This is a genomic window from Candidatus Poriferisodalis multihospitum (genome assembly GCF_028283155.1).
GTDB classification, from domain to species: Bacteria; Actinomycetota; Acidimicrobiia; order Acidimicrobiales; family Poriferisodalaceae; genus Poriferisodalis; species Poriferisodalis multihospitum.
Genome location: NZ_JAPYOK010000098.1, coordinates 1 through 21,434 on the forward strand (window position 1 = coordinate 1; position 21,434 = coordinate 21,434).

General features: G+C 66.7%; 19 protein-coding genes. 11 read left to right on the forward strand and 8 right to left on the reverse strand.

The features are described from left to right. The 3 genes from VI480_RS10775 to VI480_RS10785 all read right to left on the reverse strand — a co-directional run. Nucleotides 1-1,207: HNH endonuclease signature motif containing protein (locus VI480_RS10775; protein WP_323672845.1), on the reverse strand; the 1,207-nt coding region annotated here is incomplete at its 3' end. Between the two features lie 153 nt (nt 1,208-1,360). After that, the gene (locus VI480_RS10780) at nt 1,361-2,758 is read right to left on the reverse strand and encodes an McrC family protein (protein WP_323672846.1); all 1,398 of its coding nucleotides are present in this window, start codon (nt 2,756-2,758) and stop codon (nt 1,361-1,363) included. Next, nucleotides 2,759-5,062 (reverse strand): AAA family ATPase, encoded by a 2,304-nt coding sequence (locus tag VI480_RS10785; protein ID WP_323672847.1) that lies wholly within the window; start codon nt 5,060-5,062, stop codon nt 2,759-2,761. It lies immediately after the preceding gene. Nucleotides 5,063-5,460: 398 nt separating this feature from the next. Here VI480_RS10785 and VI480_RS10790 point away from each other — a divergent pair, with 398 nt between their 5' ends. The 3 genes from VI480_RS10790 to VI480_RS10800 all read left to right on the forward strand — a co-directional run bounded on the left by VI480_RS10790 (nt 5,461) and on the right by VI480_RS10800 (nt 7,395). Beyond that, nucleotides 5,461-5,745, forward strand: coding sequence for a hypothetical protein (locus VI480_RS10790; RefSeq protein ID WP_323672848.1), 285 nt, complete (start codon nt 5,461-5,463; stop codon nt 5,743-5,745). 175 nt (nt 5,746-5,920) lie between these two features. After that, nucleotides 5,921-6,472: a TIGR03086 family metal-binding protein gene (locus VI480_RS10795; RefSeq protein WP_323672849.1), complete on the forward strand. Its 552-nt coding sequence runs from the start codon at nt 5,921-5,923 to the stop codon at nt 6,470-6,472. Beyond that, nucleotides 6,469-7,395, forward strand: a complete 927-nt coding sequence (locus VI480_RS10800; RefSeq protein ID WP_323672850.1) for an MBL fold metallo-hydrolase — start codon at nt 6,469-6,471, stop codon at nt 7,393-7,395. Before VI480_RS10795 ends, VI480_RS10800 begins: the two co-directional genes overlap by 4 nt. A 68-nt stretch (nt 7,396-7,463) precedes the next feature. Here VI480_RS10800 and VI480_RS10805 read toward each other — a convergent pair whose 3' ends face one another. Continuing rightward, the gene (locus tag VI480_RS10805) at nt 7,464-8,915 is read right to left on the reverse strand and encodes an FAD-binding oxidoreductase (protein ID WP_323672851.1); all 1,452 of its coding nucleotides are present in this window, start codon (nt 8,913-8,915) and stop codon (nt 7,464-7,466) included. 93 nt (nt 8,916-9,008) lie between these two features. Here VI480_RS10805 and VI480_RS10810 point away from each other — a divergent pair, with 93 nt between their 5' ends. From VI480_RS10810 to VI480_RS10835, 6 genes are read left to right on the forward strand one after another with little or no spacing between them, the layout of a single operon-like run. After that, nucleotides 9,009-9,689 (forward strand): GNAT family N-acetyltransferase, encoded by a 681-nt coding sequence (locus VI480_RS10810; protein WP_323672852.1) that lies wholly within the window; start codon nt 9,009-9,011, stop codon nt 9,687-9,689. 38 nt (nt 9,690-9,727) lie between these two features. Further along, the gene (gene speB, locus VI480_RS10815; RefSeq protein ID WP_416246680.1) at nt 9,728-10,711 is read left to right on the forward strand and encodes an agmatinase; all 984 of its coding nucleotides are present in this window, start codon (nt 9,728-9,730) and stop codon (nt 10,709-10,711) included. Then, nucleotides 10,708-11,862: an ABC transporter ATP-binding protein gene (locus VI480_RS10820; RefSeq protein WP_323672854.1), complete on the forward strand. Its 1,155-nt coding sequence runs from the start codon at nt 10,708-10,710 to the stop codon at nt 11,860-11,862. Before speB ends, VI480_RS10820 begins: the two co-directional genes overlap by 4 nt. Then, nucleotides 11,862-12,827: an ABC transporter permease gene (locus tag VI480_RS10825; protein WP_323672855.1), complete on the forward strand. Its 966-nt coding sequence runs from the start codon at nt 11,862-11,864 to the stop codon at nt 12,825-12,827. The genes VI480_RS10820 and VI480_RS10825 overlap by 1 nt, the downstream gene beginning before the upstream one ends. Next, on the forward strand, nt 12,824-13,660 hold the full coding sequence (locus VI480_RS10830) for an ABC transporter permease (protein ID WP_323672856.1): 837 nt from the start codon (nt 12,824-12,826) through the stop codon (nt 13,658-13,660). Before VI480_RS10825 ends, VI480_RS10830 begins: the two co-directional genes overlap by 4 nt. 29 nt (nt 13,661-13,689) lie before the next feature. Next, on the forward strand, nt 13,690-14,829 hold the full coding sequence (locus VI480_RS10835; protein WP_323672857.1) for a spermidine/putrescine ABC transporter substrate-binding protein: 1,140 nt from the start codon (nt 13,690-13,692) through the stop codon (nt 14,827-14,829). A 41-nt stretch (nt 14,830-14,870) separates the two neighbouring features. Here the strand turns inward: VI480_RS10835 and VI480_RS10840 are convergent, their stop codons facing one another. The 4 genes from VI480_RS10840 to VI480_RS10855 form a co-directional block, all read right to left on the reverse strand. Beyond that, nucleotides 14,871-16,100, reverse strand: coding sequence for an acyl-CoA dehydrogenase family protein (locus tag VI480_RS10840; protein WP_323672858.1), 1,230 nt, complete (start codon nt 16,098-16,100; stop codon nt 14,871-14,873). 79 nt (nt 16,101-16,179) lie between these two features. After that, complete coding sequence (locus tag VI480_RS10845; RefSeq protein ID WP_323672859.1) at nt 16,180-17,025, reverse strand: enoyl-CoA hydratase/isomerase family protein; 846 nt, start codon at nt 17,023-17,025, stop codon at nt 16,180-16,182. A 111-nt stretch (nt 17,026-17,136) separates the two neighbouring features. Further along, nucleotides 17,137-17,361: a translation initiation factor IF-1 gene (infA, locus tag VI480_RS10850; RefSeq protein WP_323672860.1), complete on the reverse strand. Its 225-nt coding sequence runs from the start codon at nt 17,359-17,361 to the stop codon at nt 17,137-17,139. 136 nt (nt 17,362-17,497) lie between these two features. Beyond that, on the reverse strand, nt 17,498-18,025 hold the full coding sequence (locus tag VI480_RS10855) for a flavin reductase family protein (RefSeq protein ID WP_323672861.1): 528 nt from the start codon (nt 18,023-18,025) through the stop codon (nt 17,498-17,500). A gap of 149 nt (nt 18,026-18,174) precedes the next feature. Between VI480_RS10855 and VI480_RS10860 the strand changes: the two genes are divergently transcribed. Then, on the forward strand, nt 18,175-19,848 hold the full coding sequence (locus VI480_RS10860; protein ID WP_323672862.1) for an N-acyl-D-amino-acid deacylase family protein: 1,674 nt from the start codon (nt 18,175-18,177) through the stop codon (nt 19,846-19,848). An 81-nt stretch (nt 19,849-19,929) separates the two neighbouring features. Further along, nucleotides 19,930-20,934 carry a low-specificity L-threonine aldolase gene (gene ltaE, locus VI480_RS10865; RefSeq protein WP_323672863.1) on the forward strand — a complete coding sequence of 335 codons (1,005 nt, stop codon included), beginning with the start codon at nt 19,930-19,932 and terminating at the stop codon, nt 20,932-20,934. Nucleotides 20,935-21,434 lie beyond the last annotated feature (500 nt).

Genomic DNA, 21,434 nt, shown 5'->3' on the forward strand with positions numbered 1-21,434 from the left:
AGCGGTCATCGGCAGCCTCCTGCGCTGAGACAGCCAACCTTGACCGATGCTGCTTGAAAAAACTCAGAACCTGTCGCGCGAAGTCAGACGCAACACAGTCGTTGTGGCAGTTGGGGCAGACAGTGAGGAGGTTCTCATAGTCGGTGGGCCCGCCGTATTGCCAGTGGTCGATGTGGTGGTGCTGGCAACGTTCGGGCGACATGCCGCAGCCCACGCAGCCCTTGTCGCGCAAGGCGAGCGCTGCGCGTTGGAGCTCGGTGGCGGTGCGGCGGCTGCGTCCCATGCGCAAGTCGCCAGTGGCGGCTTCGAAGATCGTCGGCAGCACCTCGGCATCGACGGCGATGCGTGCAATCTCGCCAATGGGTACCGGAGTGCCATCAGCGAGACGTCCGTTGGTGAGCTGGTGGTTGACCAGGTCGTAGTCAGCCACCACGATCAGCGACGTCCCCGCAGGACGCTTCGCGTCGGGTTCGAGGATGAGCTGGCAGATCGCGTCCGCTGCACGTTGTGGCGGTGTGCGCCGCGCATCGGGGTCCTCGTTGCTGAACAGGCGCCGCTCCACAGCGGCGACCGCACTGCCGAGCCGCGCACCGGTAACCGGGTCGACCTCGAGATGCAGCACCGTCATGCCGTCACTGCCTCTGGTCACGATGGTGCCCGAGCGCGCCTGGCGCTGCCGTTCCAGCACCGACACGCCGTCGTCCTCGTTGACGTCGGCCACATGGCGCGCCACAGTGCGGCGGAACTCGTCATAGCCCTCATGGGCCGCCCGTTGGGCCAGATACCGCTCGTCGACCGGAGCGTCGTCGGCAGCGCGAGCGATTATCTGCGCGTGACCCACCGGCACCGAGCCTGCAGCGAGCCCATCCCGGGTCGCGTCCAGACTGCCGAGCCGCACCGCGTCGCGCACATCGCTGCGAGCCTTCCGGCCAGACACCGACATCTCGTTGGTCGCTGCATGCGCAGCCGCGCCGTCGCCGCTGCGACGCGCTATCTCACCCAGAGTGTCGGCCTTCATCGCAGCCAGCCGCGATTCCGCCCGCGCTATCTCACCCAACCGAGCCCGCAACCCCGCCCCACACAGCACCGTCACGTCAGCCGCATCCACGCGCACTCCGCCCGACGCAAACACGCCAGTCGTTCCGTCGGCCGGAACGGCGTTCGTGGCCTGAGCGCTGCCGGAAGCCGGTTCGCTATCGCTTGCCATAGAACAATTGTACGAATGGGGTGTGACATCAAAGATGCCGGGGCTTTGGTTCGGGCCTGGGTCTGACTCCGGGCATCACGGGATTGACGCCTGCCTGCGGAGCTGCGGGTCCAGTGCCTGGGCCGCTGGCGCGCGACCGATCGGGTGGGCGGCTTATCCCGACGCAGGCTCAGAGGCGGTTGGGCGCTCCGTCGATCTCATCAGGTGTTCGGCAAGGGCGGCGATTTGAGCGTCGATGTCGCTTGGGGTGCCCGAGAGGTCAATGGCGACAGCGTGGAGTTTCGTTCCCGCGTGCCGAACCGTGATTGCTGACCCAGCTAGAGCTGTGACACCGCCATCGTGACCCGGAGCATCTTCTGCGCCCCCAGCGACTCCAACCGATCCAGCTGAACCGCCAGGTCCGGCGGATGCGTCGCGATCGACATCAGCGCAATAGATGAGGGTGCCTTCCCTCAGCTTGAGCGCTGTGGTGTAGGCCAGCAATTGGTAGTAGTCGCCGTGCCGTGCGAGCGGCCCGGCAAGGCCCGTGGTGCTCGTATCAGCTTCTGCGAGCTTGTACTTGAGGTCGGCGACACCGACGGTTTCGCTGCGGTGACGGAAGATGAGGTCCGGCTTGATCTGGACTTGGCGCTCGTCATCGAGATAAGGCCGTGTCTGAGCTCGCACATCCAACCGCCCGCACAGCGCTCGCTGGAGCCGGGCCGCCACGAAATCCTCGAAGAGTTGGTTCATGTCCAGCATGAACGCTGATGCCGCGGTGTCGCCGTGCTGGTCCTGCAGGGTGCAGTTGGCCAGTATCAGACGTGCCAGCGCCAGCGCCGGCCGATAGTGCTCGTTCAGCCGGCTGTATTGGATGCGATCAAGACGGTCCAGCGCCATCGTCACGGTGGGTTCGGCCACCCCATCGAGCGCAGCGAGCAGCCGGCGAAGCCGCCGCCGATCGTCGTGAGGCACGTCGGGCACACGCAGCGCCAGTCGAACTGCAGCTCTCAGGCAGCGGTTCTCGTCCACGTCTGCGGTGAATTCGTCCCACGAGCACGCCATCGGCACCAGTACCCCGCCCCGACGGAACTGCCGCACGAAGTCGATACGGCCTCGCAGCGCGAGCAGGTCATCCTCTTCGTGCCGGTAGTGATGGAAGAGCCCACGCGCGAGCGTGGTTTCTGCCGTACGTGAGAAGAACGACACCAGCGCCGGCAGCAGCTCGTCGTTAGTTGCGTAGTCGATGGCCTCGGCCTGCCACGTCTCCGACGGCAGCCCCACTTCCAGCAGGAAGAACAGGTTCTCGGGCTTGATCTTCGGCCGCACGATGATGCGTAGGTCGTCCAGAGTGAACGCCCCGACCCACTGCCGAGTCGACACCTTCCACCAGCCGCGCTCTCGATCGATTGCCACCGACACCCACGGCGTCTCCCCAAGACGGCGCGCCACTTCGTCATCCAGCCGCAAGCGCTCGGTGCTCCACTCCTGAAGCACAGTCCGTCTGCCTTGGCCCGCGTCACGACCCATCTCGAGGGCGTCCGGCCTCACCGCAGCATCGACGAATGACACTTACTCGCCACCTTGGCCTTCGGCGCCTTCATCACCTCCGGACGGGGGTTCACCGTCATCGACAGATCCGTCCGGTGTTGGCGTTTCCGAACCCGACTCAGTCGCGCCGGGCCCGTGACGCTTCCAAACCTCGTGGAACCGGTAACTGTCGATTACCTCCTGGCGACCGAAGAACTGGTCCTCAATCAGCGGCTCAATGTTGTATTCCCAGATTCGCCGTACGCCGTCCTTGTTCAAGTTGTTCTTCATGAAGTGGCTCGGCCCGATGAGCATGTGGTCACCTCCGAGATCGCCGCGGAGTCGCGCGTTGACGCCATCGAGCAAGTCAGCGATCCACGTCTGCCCCTGCTCGTTCTGTTCGCACCAGCGCCGCAGCAACCCCGCCGTCGGCTCACGATCTGGGAAGAACGGCACGAAGTGGAACCGCCGCCGCATCGCCGCGTCTATGAGCGCAATCGACCGGTCGGCCGTGTTCATCGTGCCGATGATCCATAAGTTGGACGGCAGCGTGAAGCCATCAACCGGTCGATACTGCGTTTGAGTCCACTCATCGCGATACTCCAGCAGATAGAGCAATTCGCCCAGCACCCGGGGCAGGTTCGCCCGATTGATCTCGTCGATCACCATGACGTGCCGCTGATCCGGATTGGCTTCGGCGAACTCTGCCAGCTTCACCAACGGTCCCGGCGTGAGCCGGTACGTCATGTTGCCGTCATCGTCGACAGACGGCCGGTATCCCTCGAAAAAGTCCTCGTACGAGTACGCCGGGTGGAATTGCACCAGCGAATATGGTCCGTCGTCCTCATATTCCTCATCGTCTTGGATGCCTGTCAGCGCCCATGCCAGACCGCGAGCAAAGTGCGTCTTGCCGGTTCCTGGCGGTCCATACAGGATTACCTGTCCCTTGTCCTCAAGCAGGTCGACAACATCGTTGAGGAACTCCACCCCGCACAGCAGATCTTCAGCCGCTTTCCCAAGCGCAACCGCGAGACTCTCCCGAGACGGATCAGACTCGTCATCACCGTCGTCGTCGGGTTCAACGTCGCTGGCGTCTTGCACTTCGGCCAGCCAGTACAAAAACTGCGCCATTCCCCAGCTGTCAACAAAATCGCCGTCGCTGAAGAACGGGTGCAACAACTGCGCCAGCAAGTCGTTGGAGCGAACGACGAGATCTCCGATGCTGTGGGTTCCTCGACTTGCGTCTAGTAACCCCCGCGCTTCGTCCACCGTTGAGTCATCGAATAGATCGAGTCGATCGAGCAATTCGATCATGTCGAGCTTGCCGGGCCACTTGGAATTGGCGGAACGGAGCTTGAAGTTCGGCAAGAAGCGATTGGGCCACGTGATCGCCAGCATCCGGGTTGCCATCAACTCCCCGAAACCCTTCACGTTGCCGATGGTCTCGTCGAATCGTGCGGTGAGCTCGCCAGGGCCATGGCAGAGCCTGTGGATCTGGTCCCGCATACCGGGCCAGTCGGCCTCGCTAACGTCTCGAAGTGCAGCGTGCATACCTGCGACCACACCGGCACCGCCGTAGTCGTACTTGGTGGTATTCCATACGACTCTGAGCTGGTCACGTTGGCCGTAGCTCAGGCTCGGAAGCGAGTTCAGTACCTGTTCGAACTCGGCCCGCGCTGCTCGGTGGTGCGGCACGTCCTCACCTGGGTACCCCGAGTCTCGAAACTGCTGTACTAGTTCTTCGAGCGTCGGCGAGTGCAGATCAGTGCCCTGCCAGTACTGGCACCACACCTGGATCCTGCGCCTGATGTAGTCGCGTTGTCGTGGAGACTCCACCGTGCCCCATACAACGAACGCCTCCTCGACAGCCGAAGAATTCCATGCCGCCGGGTTCCGATCAGTTGAACACGCGAACCTGATCCACTTCGAGACGTGCCTACGCCGATTCTTGATCGTGCTCGGCCTCCGTCCACGATGCCGCAGAAAGCTCAGGTATTCCTCAAGCCGCGACATCCACATGGCGATCTCGTCGCGTCCTGCGGACTCAGCGGCAGAAGCTCGGCGGTGAACGACCTGATCGCCCGACAGCCAGCGACACCAATTTTCGAGGTCCTTTGTATAGGCGTAGCGCGAGGAATCCGCCAAATCCCGCTGCCGGTCAAGCAACTCGCCGACGAGATCATCAGCTAGCTCCGCAGGACTGTGCCCCCGTTGCAGTGCGAACTCGATCCAGCGGCGCGCGATGCTGCTGCGCTGGCCGTACGTCGACTCCCCAACGCCCCGCTCGTCCCGCAGGTAGCTCACATACTCCTCAAGGCGTTGCATCCAAACCTGCTCGTCGTTCATGATGGCGAACCTACTGCCGGGGTGCGACATGGTGTTCGGCTCTGCCTCGGAACGTGTGGCAGCTCTCCATGCGTGAATGACGAGGCCGATGACAGCCCATCCGGTGGTACGGCCGTCGTGATGTCGGCGCACGAGGCTGCGCTGTTGAGGAACCGCGAGTTGATGGCACAGATCGAGGCCGATCAGGCGGACCCGTTGCCGGCTATCCGTTCGGAGGCGAGACGTCCTCGCTGAGACTCAGATACCGCGCCCTGATCGGGGCGCCAGTTCCTCTGCAGGGGTGCGGCAGGGCGTCGTAGGGTGACGCGCATGTGGATTCGCCTCCGTCAGATTGCTGTTACTACCGCCGACTTGGCCCAGACCTCGGCGGACATCCAGAGTGTCCTCGGCGTCGAGCCGTGCTTCACCGATCCAGGTGTCAGCGGCTGGCCGAGCGCTGGAGCCAGATCGCGCAGATCGACCTGGGCACCGACAGCGACGGCCACTCCACGATCCAACTCGACAACGCCACGCTGAGGTTCGTGCAAGAAGAGGACGGCCGCGGCGAAGGCCTCGGCGGCATCGATGTCGCGACCGTGGATCGTGACGGGGTGCTGGCAGCGGCCCGCACCCGGGACTGCTACGTGAACGACAGCCAGGTGGCGCTGGCCGGCCTGCGGGTCAACCTCGTCGACGCCAGCTGAGCCGACCTCGCCAACTCCAGCTGAGCCAAGCCCGCCGACGCTGGGCTGCGGGTCAATCTCGTCGACGCCGGCTGAGCGGGCTTGCCGGCGCGAGTCGGCCTACCATCGGCATCCGCCGCAGGTTGCCGCTCTGCCTCAAGCGGGAGGGCGCGACCACACAAGGAGGTTCTTGCCGATGAGCGAGATCGTTGACCAGTTCAAGCGCTCCGTCGCGCTCTTCGATTCGGTGGTGGCCAGCGTGCCCGATGGTGCCTGGGGCAACGACACCCCGTGCGCCGACTGGAACGCAACCGAACTGCTGCGCCACCAGTGCGGCGTACTCGATGCGCTCGCCGGCATCGCCCGTACCGGCGAGGTGAGCATGCCCCAAATGGCCGACGACGCCGGCGATCCGGCGGCCCAGTGGCAAGCCACCCGGGACGGCGTGCTCGACGCAATAGACGGGGCCGACCTGTCTGCCGAGGACAAGTACTGGTTCGGGCCGATGAGCTTCGAGAACTTCGTGGGCATGGTGCAGTGGGATCCGCTGACCCATGCATGGGACCTGGCCCAGTCCACCGGCAACCCCATCGACCTGCCTGATGACCTGTGCGAAGCCACCCTCGCACGGGTGCAAGCACTGGGCGACATTCCCCGGAAGTGGCGATTGATCACCGACGCAGTCGATGTGCCCGACGATGCCCCGATGTCGCACCGCTACCTCGGCTACGTCGGGCGCCAGCCGTGAACGCCGGCGCTGAGAGCGAAGCCGGCCCCGCAGACGCCGGCAGCGAGCATGCCGTGCCGCAGCGCTGGCAGATCGGCGAGGTCACCATCACGTCGATCTCGGAAACCGCCACGCCCACATCGCCACGGTTCCTCTATGACGGAGTGAGCAAGGGCGGGGTGCTGGCCCGCGCAGAGGCCGCGCCCTGGCTGCGACCGCATTTCGTCAGCGACGACGGCTACCTGCTGCAGCGCATCCACACCTGCGTGATCTCTGCCGGAGAGCACCGCATAGCGGTGGACACCTGCGTCGGCAACAACAAGCAGCGTTCCAACCCCCTCTGGCATGAGCAGCAGGGCCCGTTCCTCGACGACATGACCGCAGCGGGCTTCCCGCCCGAGGCCATCACTCATGTGGTCTGCACCCACCTGCACGTGGACCACGTGGGCTGGAACACCTGCCTGAGCGCCGACGGCGAATGGGTGCCCACATTCCCCAACGCGGAGTACCTGTTCTGCGCTCCCGAGTACGACTACTGGGCCAACCACGAGGACCTGTTCGGCGATGCGGTGTTCGAGGACTCCGTGGCACCCGTCGCCGCAGCGGATCGCGCCAACATGGTCGAGGCCGTCGACAGCATCTGCCCGGAGGTGTCGTTCCAGTCGACGCCGGGCCACACCCCGGGTCACCTTTCCGTGGTGATCCAAGACGGCGGCAAGCGGGCAATCATCACCGGCGACATGGCGCACACCCCGATGCAGCTCGCCGACCCCGATCTCAGCTCGATGTTCGACACCGACCCCGACGAGGCCCGCCGCACCCGCCACGAGGCCTTCGGCGATTGGGCCGACGGTGAGACGTTGGTGATCGGCACCCACTTCGGGGGACCCACCGCCGGCATCATGGTCCCCCACCAGGGCGCCTACCGCCTCGACTGCGACTGACCCCCTCGGGTCGGTTGTGGCGTCCGCGACGGCAACGCCACCAACCGGGACCGAACGGCAGGGCCGCGCTAGTGGCCGCCGCGCAGCAGCGTCGCAATGCCGGAGGCCAACCGCTCGCGACGGCCCGTCCGCTGCTCTCGGTGGTCCGCCACACCGAGCAGCGCCCGACTGGCACGCACCCCCAGCCAGCGCAGCGGCTCGGGCTCCCAGCGCCGGGACCTGACTCCCACCCACGGCAGGCTCGTACGTTCAGTGTCCAGCCCGCAGACCAGTTCGGCCATGGTGCGCCCGGCAAGATTCGACGCTGCGACACCCTCCCCCACATAGCCGCCCAGTACCCCCTCGCCCGTCCGCGGGTCAAAGCGGACACCGGGCAGCCAGTTGCGTGGGATGCCGAGCACCCCGCCCCAGCGGTGAGTGATCCTCGCATCGGCCACCTGCGGCAGCATCTCAGCCAGCACTCGCCAGATCCGCCGGTGCATGCCCATGTGCGCCTCGGTGGACGGAACGATGCGTGAACCGAAGCTGTAGGGCACCCCCGTCGCGCCGAATGCGAGCCGGTTGTCGGCGGTGCGCTGCCCGTAGGTGACCATCCGCCGGTCGTCAGCGAAGCTGGGACGGTCGGCCAAGCCGATGTCCTCGAACAAATCACCGGGCAGCGGCTCGGTTGCGATCATGCGCGAATAGACCGGCAGGACGTCCCGTCGCAGCCCGCGCAGATCCCGGGTGTAGGCCTCAGTAGCGCGCACGATCACCGGGGCCCGGACTTCACAGCGACGACGGCTCATCGGCAGATCACGGGTGCCTTCTGGGGCAACCTGCACTGCTCCGCCGTCGAAGCCGGTGGCACGTGTCTGCTCGTAGATCTCTGCCCCAGCCGCTTCGGCGGCGCAGGCGAGCCCGGTCACGAGCTTGGCTGGATCCACGACGGCGGACGGACCGAGCAACAAGCCGCTGCGCACCTCAGTGGCGTTGAGCTGCTCGCGGGCCTGGTCCGCGTCGAGCAGGCGCATCTCGTCCTCGGTCAGCCCGATCTCGCGGGCCTCAGCAATCTCGGCAACCTGCCGATCTGCTTGGGGATCCGTGCGCGCCACCCGGATCGTGCCGCCCTTGGCGTAGTCGCAGTCGATCCCCTCGGCTGCTGACACGCGCCCGATCTCATCCACTGCGTCGAAGACGGCCCGCACCAAGCGGAGCGACTCGGTGGGACTGGCGCGCCGCGCGTAGTCGTGGAACGAGCCTGCCAGCTCCCCCACAGCCCAGCCGCCGTTGCGTCCCGATGCCCCGAAGCCGCAGTAATGCCGCTCCAGGACTGCCACCCGCAGCGACGGTTCGAGCCGACGCAGGTAGTAGGCAGTCCACAGTCCGCTGAAGCCGCCACCCACGATGACGACATCGACATCCAGATCGCCCTCGACCGCAGGCCGCGGCGAAACAGGCGGCTCCAGCCGGTCGATCCACAGCGGTGTGATCGATGCCGTTTCCAGCGACCAGGGATCCCCCTCGAGCGCGGCAGCCATACCGCGGAAACTACCGCTGCGATCAGTCCCGCCGGGGCGGAAGTAATGTCTCAGCCGGCGACTGAGTGCAGCAGGCGCCGCGGGGGTGCTGCGATGCGTGAGATCGAAGCCGTCTCAGTCGGCGAGCGTTCGGGCCTTCGCTACGCCCGAATCCTCCCGGAGTGGGCTCCCGAACTGGAGGCCCTGGAATTGGCCTCCCACCCCACGGCCGATCGCAATGATCTCTATGACGCCCAAGGCTTCGAACAACTGGCGCACGACTTCCCTGAGGGCTGTTTCGCAGGATTCGACGGCGACGAGCTGGTGGCCATGGGGGTCGGCATTCGCTGCGATTTCGACATGGCGAACCCGATTCACACCATCGCCGACCTCGTCCCCGAAGACCACAGCGGCAGCGGCCATGTCTCTGACGGCCGCTGGTACTACGGCACCAGCATTGCCACCCGGCTCTCCCACCGCCGCCGCGGCATCGGTGCCGAGCTCTACGTGCTGCGCAAGCAGGTCTGCATCGACCTGGGGCTGGACGGGATCGTGGCGGGCGGTGTCATTCCGGGATACGCCGAGCACAAAGACGACATGACGGCTGATGAGTACATCGCCGAAGTCCGCGAAGGCCGGCTGTACGACCGGACGCTGAGCTTTCAGATCGAGAACGGCTTCGAGGCAGTGTGCGGCCTGCCGAACTACATCGCCGATCCGGCCACGGACAGCTGGGCGGCGCTGATCGTGTGGCGTAACCCCGAGCTGCGCGGGCCCTCGGAAGACCGCTCGTGAGTGACAGCGCCGAATCCGCGGCGGGCGGCGGGGGCCTGATCGCCGGCTCTGCTGCTGAAACCCTCGGTGACCAGGCATTCCGCTCGGAGGACCTGCACGGTCGCAAGCCCGAGATGACCTACGGCGGTGCGCTGTCGTTCCTGCGGCGCCGCTACACCCGCGACATCGCCGATGCCGACATCGTCGTGTCGGGCATCCCGTTCGACATGGCGACGTCGAACCGGCCCGGCGCACGTCTCGGCCCACGCGCCATCCGGGCGGCGTCGACGGGTCTTGCCGAGCTCGACGCCTACCCCTTCGGCTTCGACCCGTTGGCCTACCTCGCCGTGGTCGACTACGGCGACTGCTTCATCGACTACGGCCATCCCACCGACGCTGTCGAGCGAATCGAAGCTCACTGCGCCGAGATCCTCGCCCACGGTGCCCAGATGGTGACCTTCGGCGGCGACCACTTCGTCACCTACCCGATCCTGCGTGCTCACGCGGCCAAGCACGGCCCGCTGGCGCTCATCCACTTCGACGCACACCCCGACACCTGGCCCGACGACGAGGGTCGCCTGGACCACGGCTCGATGTTCCTGCGAGCGCTGCAGGAGGGGATCATCGACCCGTCAGCGTCTGTCCAGATCGGCATCCGCACCCACAACGACGACGACTACGGATTCACGGTGCTGGGCGCGCCATGGGTGCATCGCAACGGGCCCGCGGCAGTGCTCGAGGTCGTGCGTGAGCAGGTCGCGGACCGGCGGGCGTACGTGACTTTCGACATCGACTGCCTCGACCCTGCCTTCGCACCCGGCACGGGCACCCCGGTTGCAGGCGGGCTGACCACGGCACAAGCACTGGAGATCGTGCGCGGCCTCGCGCCCTTCGACATCGTCGGCATGGACGTGGTGGAGGTTGCGCCGGCCTACGACGTCTCTGAGATCACGGCGTTGGCGGCCGCCACCCTCGCCCACGACTTCATCTGCACGCAGGCCGTGCGGGCTGGCGCGCCGGCCAGCCCCCTCGGGCTCACATGAACGGCGACGGCGCGGTGGCCGGGCCGACAGCCGAACGCGATGGCGGAGTGGCGCACGGGCCGGCCGCTGAAGGCCGCGCCGGCGTGCCGGCCGTGGAGATGCACGGCATCTCGAAACGCTTCGGCGATGTGGTAGCCGTCGACGAGGTCGATTTGGAGATCGGCGACGGCGAATTCTTCGCCCTGCTGGGGCCATCTGGCTGCGGGAAGACCACAACGCTGCGCATGATCGCCGGCCTGGACATCCCGAGCGAGGGAAGGCTGGCGATCTTCGGCGAGGAAGTCGCCTCGTGGCCGCCCGACCGCCGGCCGGTCAACACCGTCTTCCAGGCCTATGCGCTGTTTCCCCACATGACGGTCGCCCAGAACATTGCCTTCGGCCTGCAGATGCGCGGCATCCGGGGCGCTGAGGCCGACCGGCAGGTTGCCGAGGCGACAGCGCTGGTGCGCCTGGAAGGCATGGAGCAGCGCAGGCCCTCGCAACTCTCAGGTGGCCAGCAGCAGCGTGTCGCCCTGGCCCGAGCGCTCGTGAACCATCCCAAGGTGCTGCTGCTGGACGAGCCGCTGGGTGCACTCGACCTGAAGCTGCGCCAGGAGATGCAAACCGAGCTCAAGGCGCTCCAGCGCGAGGTCGGCATCACCTTCATCTTCGTGACGCACGACCAGGAAGAAGCCTTGGCCATGAGCGACCGGGTAGGCGTCATGTCCGAGGGACGCCTCCTGCAGGTCGGGACTCCGGCGCAGGTGTACGAGCACCCCGCCAACCGCTTCGTGGCCGACTTCATAGGGCGGACGAACCTGCTCGAAGGCGTCGTGGAGAGCAGCACGACGCTGCGCCTCCATGCCGGAGCGGTCGTCGCAGCCGAAACCGATCTGGCCGCAGGAACTCCGGCGGCCCTCAGCGTGCGGCCCGAACAGGTGCGGCTTCACGGCCGAGGCGAGACACCCCAGGGGGCGCCGTGCCTCGACGGGGTGATCGGTGACGCCACCTACCTCGGCCACGCATTCGTGTACACGGTGTCGATCGGCGGGTCAGGCGACGGCGCGACCACCATCACCGTGCGCGCCGAGACCGGTTCCGCCGCTCTGGCAGTCGGCGAACCTGTCTCGGCCAGCTGGTTGCCTGCGACGACGACGGTGGTCGCGGACTGATGCCGTGGCTGCGTCGCGTCAAGCCTGAGGCGGCGCAGCAGACCGCTGCCCGACCCGACGAGCCAGCACCGGCCGCCGCCCCACAGACACCTGCCGAACTCGACACGCAGCGCAGAGCCCGGCGCACCGGCACGCTCATCGCCACGCCCGGTGCGCTCTACCTGCTCATCTTCTTCATGGTCCCCCTCGGCCTCATCACCGTGTACTCGTTCGCGACCCGCACGTCCACGGGCCGTACCTCGCTGAGCGGGTGGAACCTCAACTCCTACGAGCGCATCGCCGACGACGTGATCCTGGGCATCATCGCCCGCTCGGCGTGGCTGGCCTTCCTCACCACCGTGCTGTGCCTGATCGTGGCGTACCCCTTCGCCTACTACCTCGCCACCCGTCCGCCCCGGCTGCGGGCCCGACTGCTCGTGCTGGTGATGATCCCGTTCTGGACCAACGGGCTCGTGCGGGTCTTCGCCATTCGCTTCCTGCTCGGCTCGAACGGCCCCGCCTCTGCACTCAGCGAAGCCATGGGCTTCGGCACCTTCCGCATCCTGTTCACGCCCACGGCCGTGGTGCTGGGCATGGTGTACGGCTTTCTGACCTTCATGGTGCTGCCGCTGTATGTGGCGCTCGAACGAATGGACTGGCACCTGGTGGAGGCCGCCCGTGACCTGTACGCCAGCGGGGCGAAGGCCTTCTGGAAGGTGACGGTGCCCCTCACCCGGTCGGGCATCGTGGCGGGCTGTGTGCTGGTGTTTGTGCCCAGCTTCGGCTCGTACGTGGTGCCGGAGATCCTGGGCGGGGCCAAGACGCTGCTCATCGGCTCGTACGTGGCGCGCCAGTTCCAGGCGGCGCGCAACTGGCCGCTCGGTGCTTCACTGAGCGTGCTCATCATCGTGGCAATGCTCGTTGCGGTGGCCGTCAACCAGCGGAACTCAGCCAATGCCGAACGCACCGGGGCCAGTGCGCCATGAGCAGCCTCGGCACTGCGGGCACCAAAGCCTCGGCCCGGCGCCTGCTGAAGGCGAATGCCTGGTTTGTGTTCGCCTTTCTCTATGTCCCGATCGTCGTGCTGGTGGTCTTCTCCTTCAACGACTCCGAGCGGGTCAATGTCTGGCAAGGACTGTCCCCGCGCTGGTATGGCGAAGCACTCGGCAACACGCAGATCATCAGCGCGCTGCGGGTGTCGCTGATCGTCGCCATCAGCTCGACCATCGTCTCCACGGTGCTCGGCACCGCGGTGGCGCTCGCCCTCGACCGCTACCGCTTCAAGGGCCGGCGTGCACTGGACGGCACCGTGTACCTGCCCATCGTCATTCCCGACATCACGATGGCCGTCATGCTGCTGGTCTTCTTCGCCGAGGCGTTCAAGCTCATCGACACCTTCGGACCGCGGCTCACCCTCGGCGTCACCACCGTTGCCCTCAGCCACATCGCGTTCAACATCTCGTTTGTCGCGGTGGTGGTGCGCGCACGGCTGGACCAGTTCGATCGCACCCTCGAAGAGGCGGCACGTGATCTGTACGCCACGCCATGGCGTACGTTCAGAAGGGTGACGCTGCCGCTGATCGCACCGGGAATTGCCGCGGGCGCGCTGCTGGCGCTGGCACTCTCGCTCGACGATGTCGTCATCTCGGCCTTTACCGCCGGCCCCGGTGCGACAACCCTGCCGGTGTACGTCTTCAGCACTATCCGCCAAGGCGTGACACCCGAGCTGAACGCCATCTCCACGCTGATGCTGGCCGCCTCGATCACGCTGGTGGTGGCATCGCTGGCCCTGCAGCGCCCCAGGAGCACGACGCCTTGAATTCGACCATCTCGACAAGGGGAGAAACAATGTCCATCACATCTCAGACCACGGGGCGGCTGCGCCGGTACCGATGGCTAGCACTTGCCGCCACGGCGGCACTGCTGCTGGCTGCATGCGGCGGCGGGGGCAGCGACAACGCCGCCGATGACTGCGAACCCGGCGAGACCGACGGCGATCTGGCCTTCTACAACTGGGCCGACTACATGGATGAGGAGCTGCTGTTGGCCTTCGAGGAAGAGACCGGCATCAGCATCGACTACACGGTCTACGAGTCGAACGAGCAGATGCTCAGCCAAGTCGAGTCCGAGGCGGCCATCTACGACTTGGTTGTGCCGTCGGACTACATGGTGGCGCTGATGATCGAAGAGGAACTGTTGCTGCCGCTCAACTACGACGCTCTCCCGAACGTCGCCAACCTCGACGACGCGTGGGACAACCCGCCATTCGACCCCGAGCACCAGTATCACGTGGCGTACCAGTGGGGCACCACCGGCATCGGCATGACCTACGACGCGCTCGATGCGATCGGAGGCGAATCGTCGTGGGCGGTCATCTTCGATGCCGACACCGCAGCCCAGGTGCCCGGAGGCATCTCGATGCTCGACGACGCTCCCGAGGCCGTGTCAGCGGCGCTCAAGTACTTGGGCTACAGCATCACCGAGACCATCGAGTCAGGCAACGAGGACGCCATCCGCGAGGCGGGCGCCTTGCTGAAGGCCACCAACGACCGGCTGGTCAAGTACGACTCGGTGACCTACGGCGACGACCTGGTCAACGGCGAGGTCGACGTGGCCCACGGCTGGAGCGGCGGCTTCGCCCAGGCGTTCTTCGAGACCGACGCGTACGAGACGCACGTGTACACGATCCCGGTGGAGGGCGGCGTGCGCTGGGTGGACACCATGGCCATCCCGCACAACGCCGACAACGTGTGCTCGGCCCACGCCATGATCAACTTCCTGCTCGACGCCGAGAACGGCGCTGCGCTCACCAACTACACGTACTACGGCAGCCCGAACGAGGCGGCCACGCCGTACATCCTCGACGAGATCCTGGAGGACCCAGGCATCTACCCGCCGCCGGATGTGTACGAGCGCCTGGAGCTGATCCCGCAGATGGGCGACCTGGGCCTGATCGTGCAGGACATGCTGACCGAGGCCAAGAGCTGAGACTGGGGAGCTGAGATGGGGGCCCGCTGGGTGGGCGTGTCTCAGTTGCGGGGCACGTCCACCCAGGGCACGTCCTTGTCCACCCGCGGCTCCCCCGGCAGGCCGAGCACCTGCTCGCCCAGGATGTTCCGCATGATCTCCGACGTGCCGCCCTCGATGGAGTTGGCGCGCACACGCAGGAACCCGTGCTGGACAGCGCCGTCGGAGCCGTCCACGGACAGGTCGCCGGGACGGCGGAAGGTGTAGTCGTACCCGACGAGCCCGTCGGCGCCCATCATGTCGACCGCGCAGGTCATGAGCGCCTGGTTGAGCTCGGCGAACGCCAGCTTGGCGATCGACATCTCCGGCCCGGGATTGCCCATGCGCCGGTTGGCTCCGGCTCGCATGTTCGTGAGCCGCAGCACCTCGGCGCGGGTCCACAGCTGCGTCAGGCGATCCTTGGTGACGTCGTCGCGTTCGGCCTCGTCCCGCTGCTCCCACAGCTTCACCAGCACCGAGATAGGCCCGCTGCCCCGCTTGGGCGGGCCTGCGCCGCCCGCGCCGATGGCGTTGCGCTCGTTCATGAGGGTGGTGAGCGATACCCGCCAGCCGTCGCCGACGTCGCCGATGCGATGGGCATCAGGCACACGCGCGTCCGTCATGTAGACCTCGTTGAACTCGGCCTCGCCGGTGATCTGACGCAGCGGGCGCACCTCCACGCCCGGGGACTTCATGTCGAGCGCGAAGTAGGTGAGCCCGCGGTGCTTGGGCACCTCAGGATTGGTGCGGGTCACCAGCATCCCGAAGTCGCCGAGGTGGGCCAGCGTGTTCCAGACCTTCTGGCCGTTCACCACCCACTCATCGCCGTCGGCAACCGCCTTGGTCGCCAAACCGGCGAAGTCGCTGCCGGCACCGGGCTCGCTGAACAGCTGGCACCACAGCTCCTCGCCGGTGAACATGGGCCGCAGGAAGCGCTGCTTGACCTCTTCGCTGCCGTGGGTGTGGATGGTCGGCCCAGCAAGATGCATGAAGAAGGTCACCGGCTTCATAGGCCGAGCGCCGGCAGCCCGCAACCGCTCCTCGACCCGGCGTTGCAGCTTGGGGCTCACGCCGAGGCCCCCGTGACCCTCATCGAAGTGCACCCACGCCAAGCCGGCATCGAACTGTGCACCGCGGAACTCGGCGTAGCTCAGCTTCTTGGGGTCGTGTGCAGCCAGCAACCCGTCGATGGCCGCATCCACGTGTGCTGCACCCGGTTCGACTGCGGCAGGAGCTTCAAGCGTGTCGGTCATGGCGCCAGTCTGCCAGCAGTGCACAGCGCTCGGCGCTGTGCACCGTCGGGCTCAGCGCAGCGCTCGGCGCAGGGCTCGGTCAGTAGCGGTTGCCCGGGAACGAGGGGTCGGTCTTGGCCAAGAACGCCTCTGCACCATGGGCCATGTTCTGGGGAATGAGCACGGCCTGGTGCCCCATCTCGACATCAAGCTGATCTGAGAGGTCACGCTGCATCGCACCGTCGATGGCGGATCGGATCCGCGCCATGGCTGCCGGCGAGCTACGCCGGAGCACGTCGACCACCTGGGCCACGGCACCATCGAGCTCGGCGTCATCAACCGTCTTCCACACCAGGCCCCATTCGGCGGCCTGGTCAGCGGTCACGCGCTCGCCGAGCAGCGACATGCCGAGCGCCCGCGCCCGGCCGACCCGCATGGGGAGCTGCCACGTGGTGCCCAAGTCCGGGACGATGCCCAGGCGGGGCCCGAACGTGGCCACGAAGAAGGCCGAACGGGCAGCAATGGCGACATCGCATGACAGCGCCAGACCGATGCCGCCGCCCGCGGTGACTCCGTTGATGCGGGCGACGGTCGGCACGGGGCACTCGGCTACTGCCCGAATGGCTGGATGGAATGCGTTGTCCATCGAGTCGGTGGTGGCCTCGCCGGCCGCTGCGGCATCGAACCCTTCAGCGTCTCCGGCGGCGGCGTTGCGCAGGTCAGCGCCCGAGCAGAACCCGCGTCCGGCGCCCGTCAGCACGACGGCCCGAACGTTCCCGTCGGCCGCCACCATGCCGAAAGCCTCGGTGATGTCGTTCATGAATTCGTCGTTCATGGAGTTCAGCGTCTCGGGGCGATTGAGCGTGACGGTCGCCACGTCGCCTGCGGCATCCCGTTCCACGCTGTAGCTGACCGTCCCGTTCGACGGTTGAGCCGTGCTGCTCATGTCAGTTCCCTTCGCGGATTCGCACCGCCGCGACGGCGGCTGCATGCGGAGCGTAGAACGCCGCTTAGACCGGATGCAGCGCTGGCGAATCGATCGCCGACGCGCGCGGGGCTACTTGTAGCGGTAGGTGATGCGCCCGCGGCTGAGGTCGTATGCCGAGACTTCCACCTGCACCCGGTCGCCGGGAAGGATCCGGATGTGGTGCTTGCGCATCTTGCCGCTCAGGTGCCCGAGCACCTCGTGGCCGTTGTCGAGCTCGATGCGGAAGTGTCCGCCCTTGAGCGCTTCGACGGTCTTTCCTTCGAGCAAGATGGCGTCGTCTTTGACTTTCGGCACGTGGTATCCTTGATCGGCGGGCAGGAGTGGGACTCCACCCCGGTGGAGTCCGCAAGGCATTCCATGGTAGCCGAGCGGCCTTCGAACCGTCAGCGAGACATCCGTTTGGACACGTCGGAGGACGGTTCGAGCGGATTCAGTGGCGCTTGACACCGCCGTACTTCATGCGGGTGTCGGACATGGAGGCGAGCCGAACGTCGTCGTTGTTGATACCGGCCGCCACCAATTCGCCCATGAACAGCGTGTGGGTGCCCAGGTTCACGCTGTGGCGCACCTCGCAGTCCATCCATGCAGCCGAATCGATGAACACGGGTGCGCCGGTCGCTGCTTCATACACCGACCAGCCGTTGAGGGCGCCGGTGCCGGTGCCATCGGCAGCGGCTTCGTATGCAGCGGGCTTGGAGAACTTCACGAACGGCCGGGTGTTCTCGGCGTCCCACAGGTTCACGGTGAACGAGCCTCCGTCGGTGATCAGCCGGTGGGTGACCGCGGTGTTCTCGACGCCGATGCCGATGATGACCGGCTCCATCGAGAGCTGAGTGATCCAACTGGTCGTCATGGCGTTGCGCTCGTCGCCAGCTCTTGACCCCACCAGCGCCAGCGCATTGGGGATCTTCCACGTCACCCGGTTGACCAGTTCGTCGGGCAGATCCGTTTCGCTCATGCCCGCACCCTAGGCATCGAAGCGCCGTCGACCGGTACTGCCGTGCTCAGGGACCGACGAGCAAGGCGCGGCTAGCGTGGACTGAGTCATTTCGGATTGACCGATCCGGAGACAATAAGCGCCTATACGGCAAGCACGGGGGCAGCGACATGGCGTATGACCTGAAGATCACGGGCGGCACGATCATCGACGGGACGGGAGCGCCCCGCTACGTCGGCGACGTCGGCATCTCCGACGGCAAGGTGGTGGCGCTCGGCACTGCGCCCGCCGAAGCCACCCAAACCATCGACGCCACTGGCCGCATCGTGTGCCCCGGGTTCGTGGACATCCACACCCACTACGACGCCCAGATCATGTGGGACCGGCTGGTGAGCTGCTCGCCTTGGCACGGCGTGACCACCATCGTGATGGGCAACTGCGGCTTCTCGGTTGCGCCCACGCGGCCCGAGCACCGTGACCTGATCATGCGCACGCTCGAGAACGTGGAGGGCATGAGCGTCGATGCGCTGCGCGCCGGCCTCGGCGACTGGGGCTTCGAGACCTTCCCGCAATACCTCGATGCCCTCGAGTCGAACGGCGCTGCGGTCAACATGGCGGCGCTCATTGGCCACACTGCCGCCCGCATGTATGTCATGGGCGAGGAAGCCACCGAGCGTGAAGGCACGCCCGAAGAGATCGCCGCCCAGCGCGATCTGGTGGCCGAGGCGTTGCGGGCCGGCGCGCTCGGCTTCGCCACCTCCAAAGCCGCCACCCATGTGGGCTACGAGGGACGGCCCGTGCCGAGCCGGGCCGCGACCACCGACGAGATCGTCGAGATCGCCCAGGCGCTGGGTGACGCGGGCGGCGTGATGCAGGCCACCGTCGGACGCGGTCTCAGCCACGACGAATTCGCTCGTATCGCCGAGACGACCGGCGCACACGTCAGCTGGACCGCCTTGCTGGGCTCGGCTCGGGGCCCGGGCAGCCACCGTGCCGAGCTGGAACGGGCCCGTGAGATCGCCGACCGAGGCCTGCCCGTGTTCCCGCAGGTCGCAGTGCAGCCGATCCAGTTCGAGATGAGCTGGAAGGCGCCCTTCATCTACGAGGCGCTGCGCTGCTTCACCCCGGTGTCCCAAAGCGACCTCGAAGGCCGCAAGCAGTACTACGCCGACCCGGACTGGCGAGCCGAGTTCAAGGAAAAGGCCGGCACCGGCGGCAAGATCGGCGACCGGTGGGCTCGCACTGAGATCAGCTGGCTCCCCCACAACCCGGAGCTCGAGGGCTGCAACGTCCAGGAGCTGGCTGACGAGGCCGGCCAAGACCCGGTGGACTGGGTGCTCGACGTGGCGCTCGAAGCCGACTTGGACATGCGCATCGTGCAGGACGTGATCAACCACGATCCCGACGACATCGACGAGCTGCTGCACGACCCGACGACAGTGATCGGGCTGTCCGACGCCGGGGCGCACGCCAGCCAGCTCTGCGACGCCAAGTACTCCACGGAGTTCCTGCAGACCTTCGTGCGCGGCCGGCAGAGCTTCGATCTCGAGACCGCCGTCCACATGCTGACCCAGCGGCCGGCCGAAGTGTTCGGCATCGCCGACCGGGGAACGCTGGCCGAAGGCAAGCCCGCCGATGTCGTCGTGTTCGACGCCGACGAGATCGGCCACCTGGGCAAGCGGCGGGTGTACGACCTCCCCGCCGGCGCCGACCGGCTCATCTCCGATGCGACGGGTATCGATGCAGTAGTGGTGAATGGCACGATCATCCGCCGCGACGGCGCCGATGCGGTCGATCCGCACGGCCCACTGCCGGGCAAACTGCTGCGCAACGGCAAGGGCTGATCACCGGCTGCTGCAGCCGGCACACGCGCGGTACCCGGCGCCGGTGTGGTGACCGGCAGAACGCATGGCAGGCTTGCGCCCGTGATCGACCTGCGCTCAGACACTGTCTCCAAGCCAACGCCGGAGATGCGCGCCGCCATGGCTGCAGCCGAAGTCGGCGATGACGTCTGGGGCGACGATCCCACGGTCAACGAGCTGGAGCGCTACACCGCCGAGCTGCTCGGCAAGGCCGCGGCGCTGTACGTGCCCAGCGGCACTCAGTCGAACCTGTGCGGCCTGCTGGCCCACTGCGAGCGGGGCGACGAGTACATCGTGGGCCACCACGCCCACACCTACATGTACGAGGGCGGCGGCGCTGCGGTGCTGGGCAGCATCCAACCCCAAACGGTGCCCACCGACGAGACGGGAATGCTGGATCTCGAAGCGGCCGAAGCAGCCGTGAAACCCGACAACAGCCACTTCGCCCGCACCAAGCTGCTCTGCCTGGAGAACACCATCGACGGCATGGTGCTCACGCCGGCCCAGCATCAGCAGGCCCGCGACTTTGCCGACCGTCACGGCCTCGGGTTGCACCTCGACGGCGCCCGCCTCTGGAACGCAGCGGTGTCGCTGGGTCTGTCCCCGGCCGAGGTTGCGGAGCCGTTCGACACCGTGTCGGTGTGCCTGTCCAAGGGCCTGGGCGCGCCCGTCGGCTCAGTGCTGTGCGGCACCGATGAGCTGGTGGGCCGGGCCCGTCGCTGGCGCAAAGTGCTGGGCGGCGGGATGCGTCAGGCGGGCATCATCGCAGCGGGCGGGCTGCATGCCCTGCAGAACCACATCGACCGGCTGGCCGACGATCACGCCAATGCGGAGCGGCTCGCAGCCGGGCTCGAAGCCATCGACGGCATCACGGTCACCGGCTGCAACACCAACATGGTGTTCTCCCAGCTCGACGGGGACGATCCGACGCTCGGCAAGCGAGTCGAGGGCCGCGGCGTGCTGGCGGACTGGCGCTTCGGCCGCTCCCGCATGGTGCTGCATCTCGACGTCAGCGAAGCCGATGTCGACCGGGCAATCGAGGCCATCGCCGCCGAACTGGCCAGCTGAAGGCTGCTTCGCGATCAGTCGGCGACGAGCTCCCGGTCGGCGGCCCGCGGCTCGCAGACGTAATCGTCGAGGTTGGCTTCGGAGGTCATGGCGAAGTAGTCGACGTTGCGCCATGGCGAGTTGACCACGATGCGGCCGGCCTCGTTGGGCGATCATGTCCATGACGTAGCGCACCTGCATCTCCACCACGAAGATCAGGCTGCCGCCGTGGCCGGGCTGCAGATTCGGCCCGTACAAGGTGAAGAAGTTGGGGAAGTCGGGTGTGACGGTTCCCAGGTAGGCACTGGCGTCGTCGTCGCCCCATGATTCGCGCAGGCTGCGACCCGAGCGGCCGGTTGCCTCGTAGGTGGTGATGAACCGCAGCACGTCGAAGCCGGTGGCCAGCACCAGCACGTCGGCTTCGCGCTCGGTGCCGTCCGCGGTGCGGATGGTCTGGCCTGAGATTTCGGCAATCGGATTGTCCACCAGCTCCACATTCGGATTGCGCAGCATCCGGTACC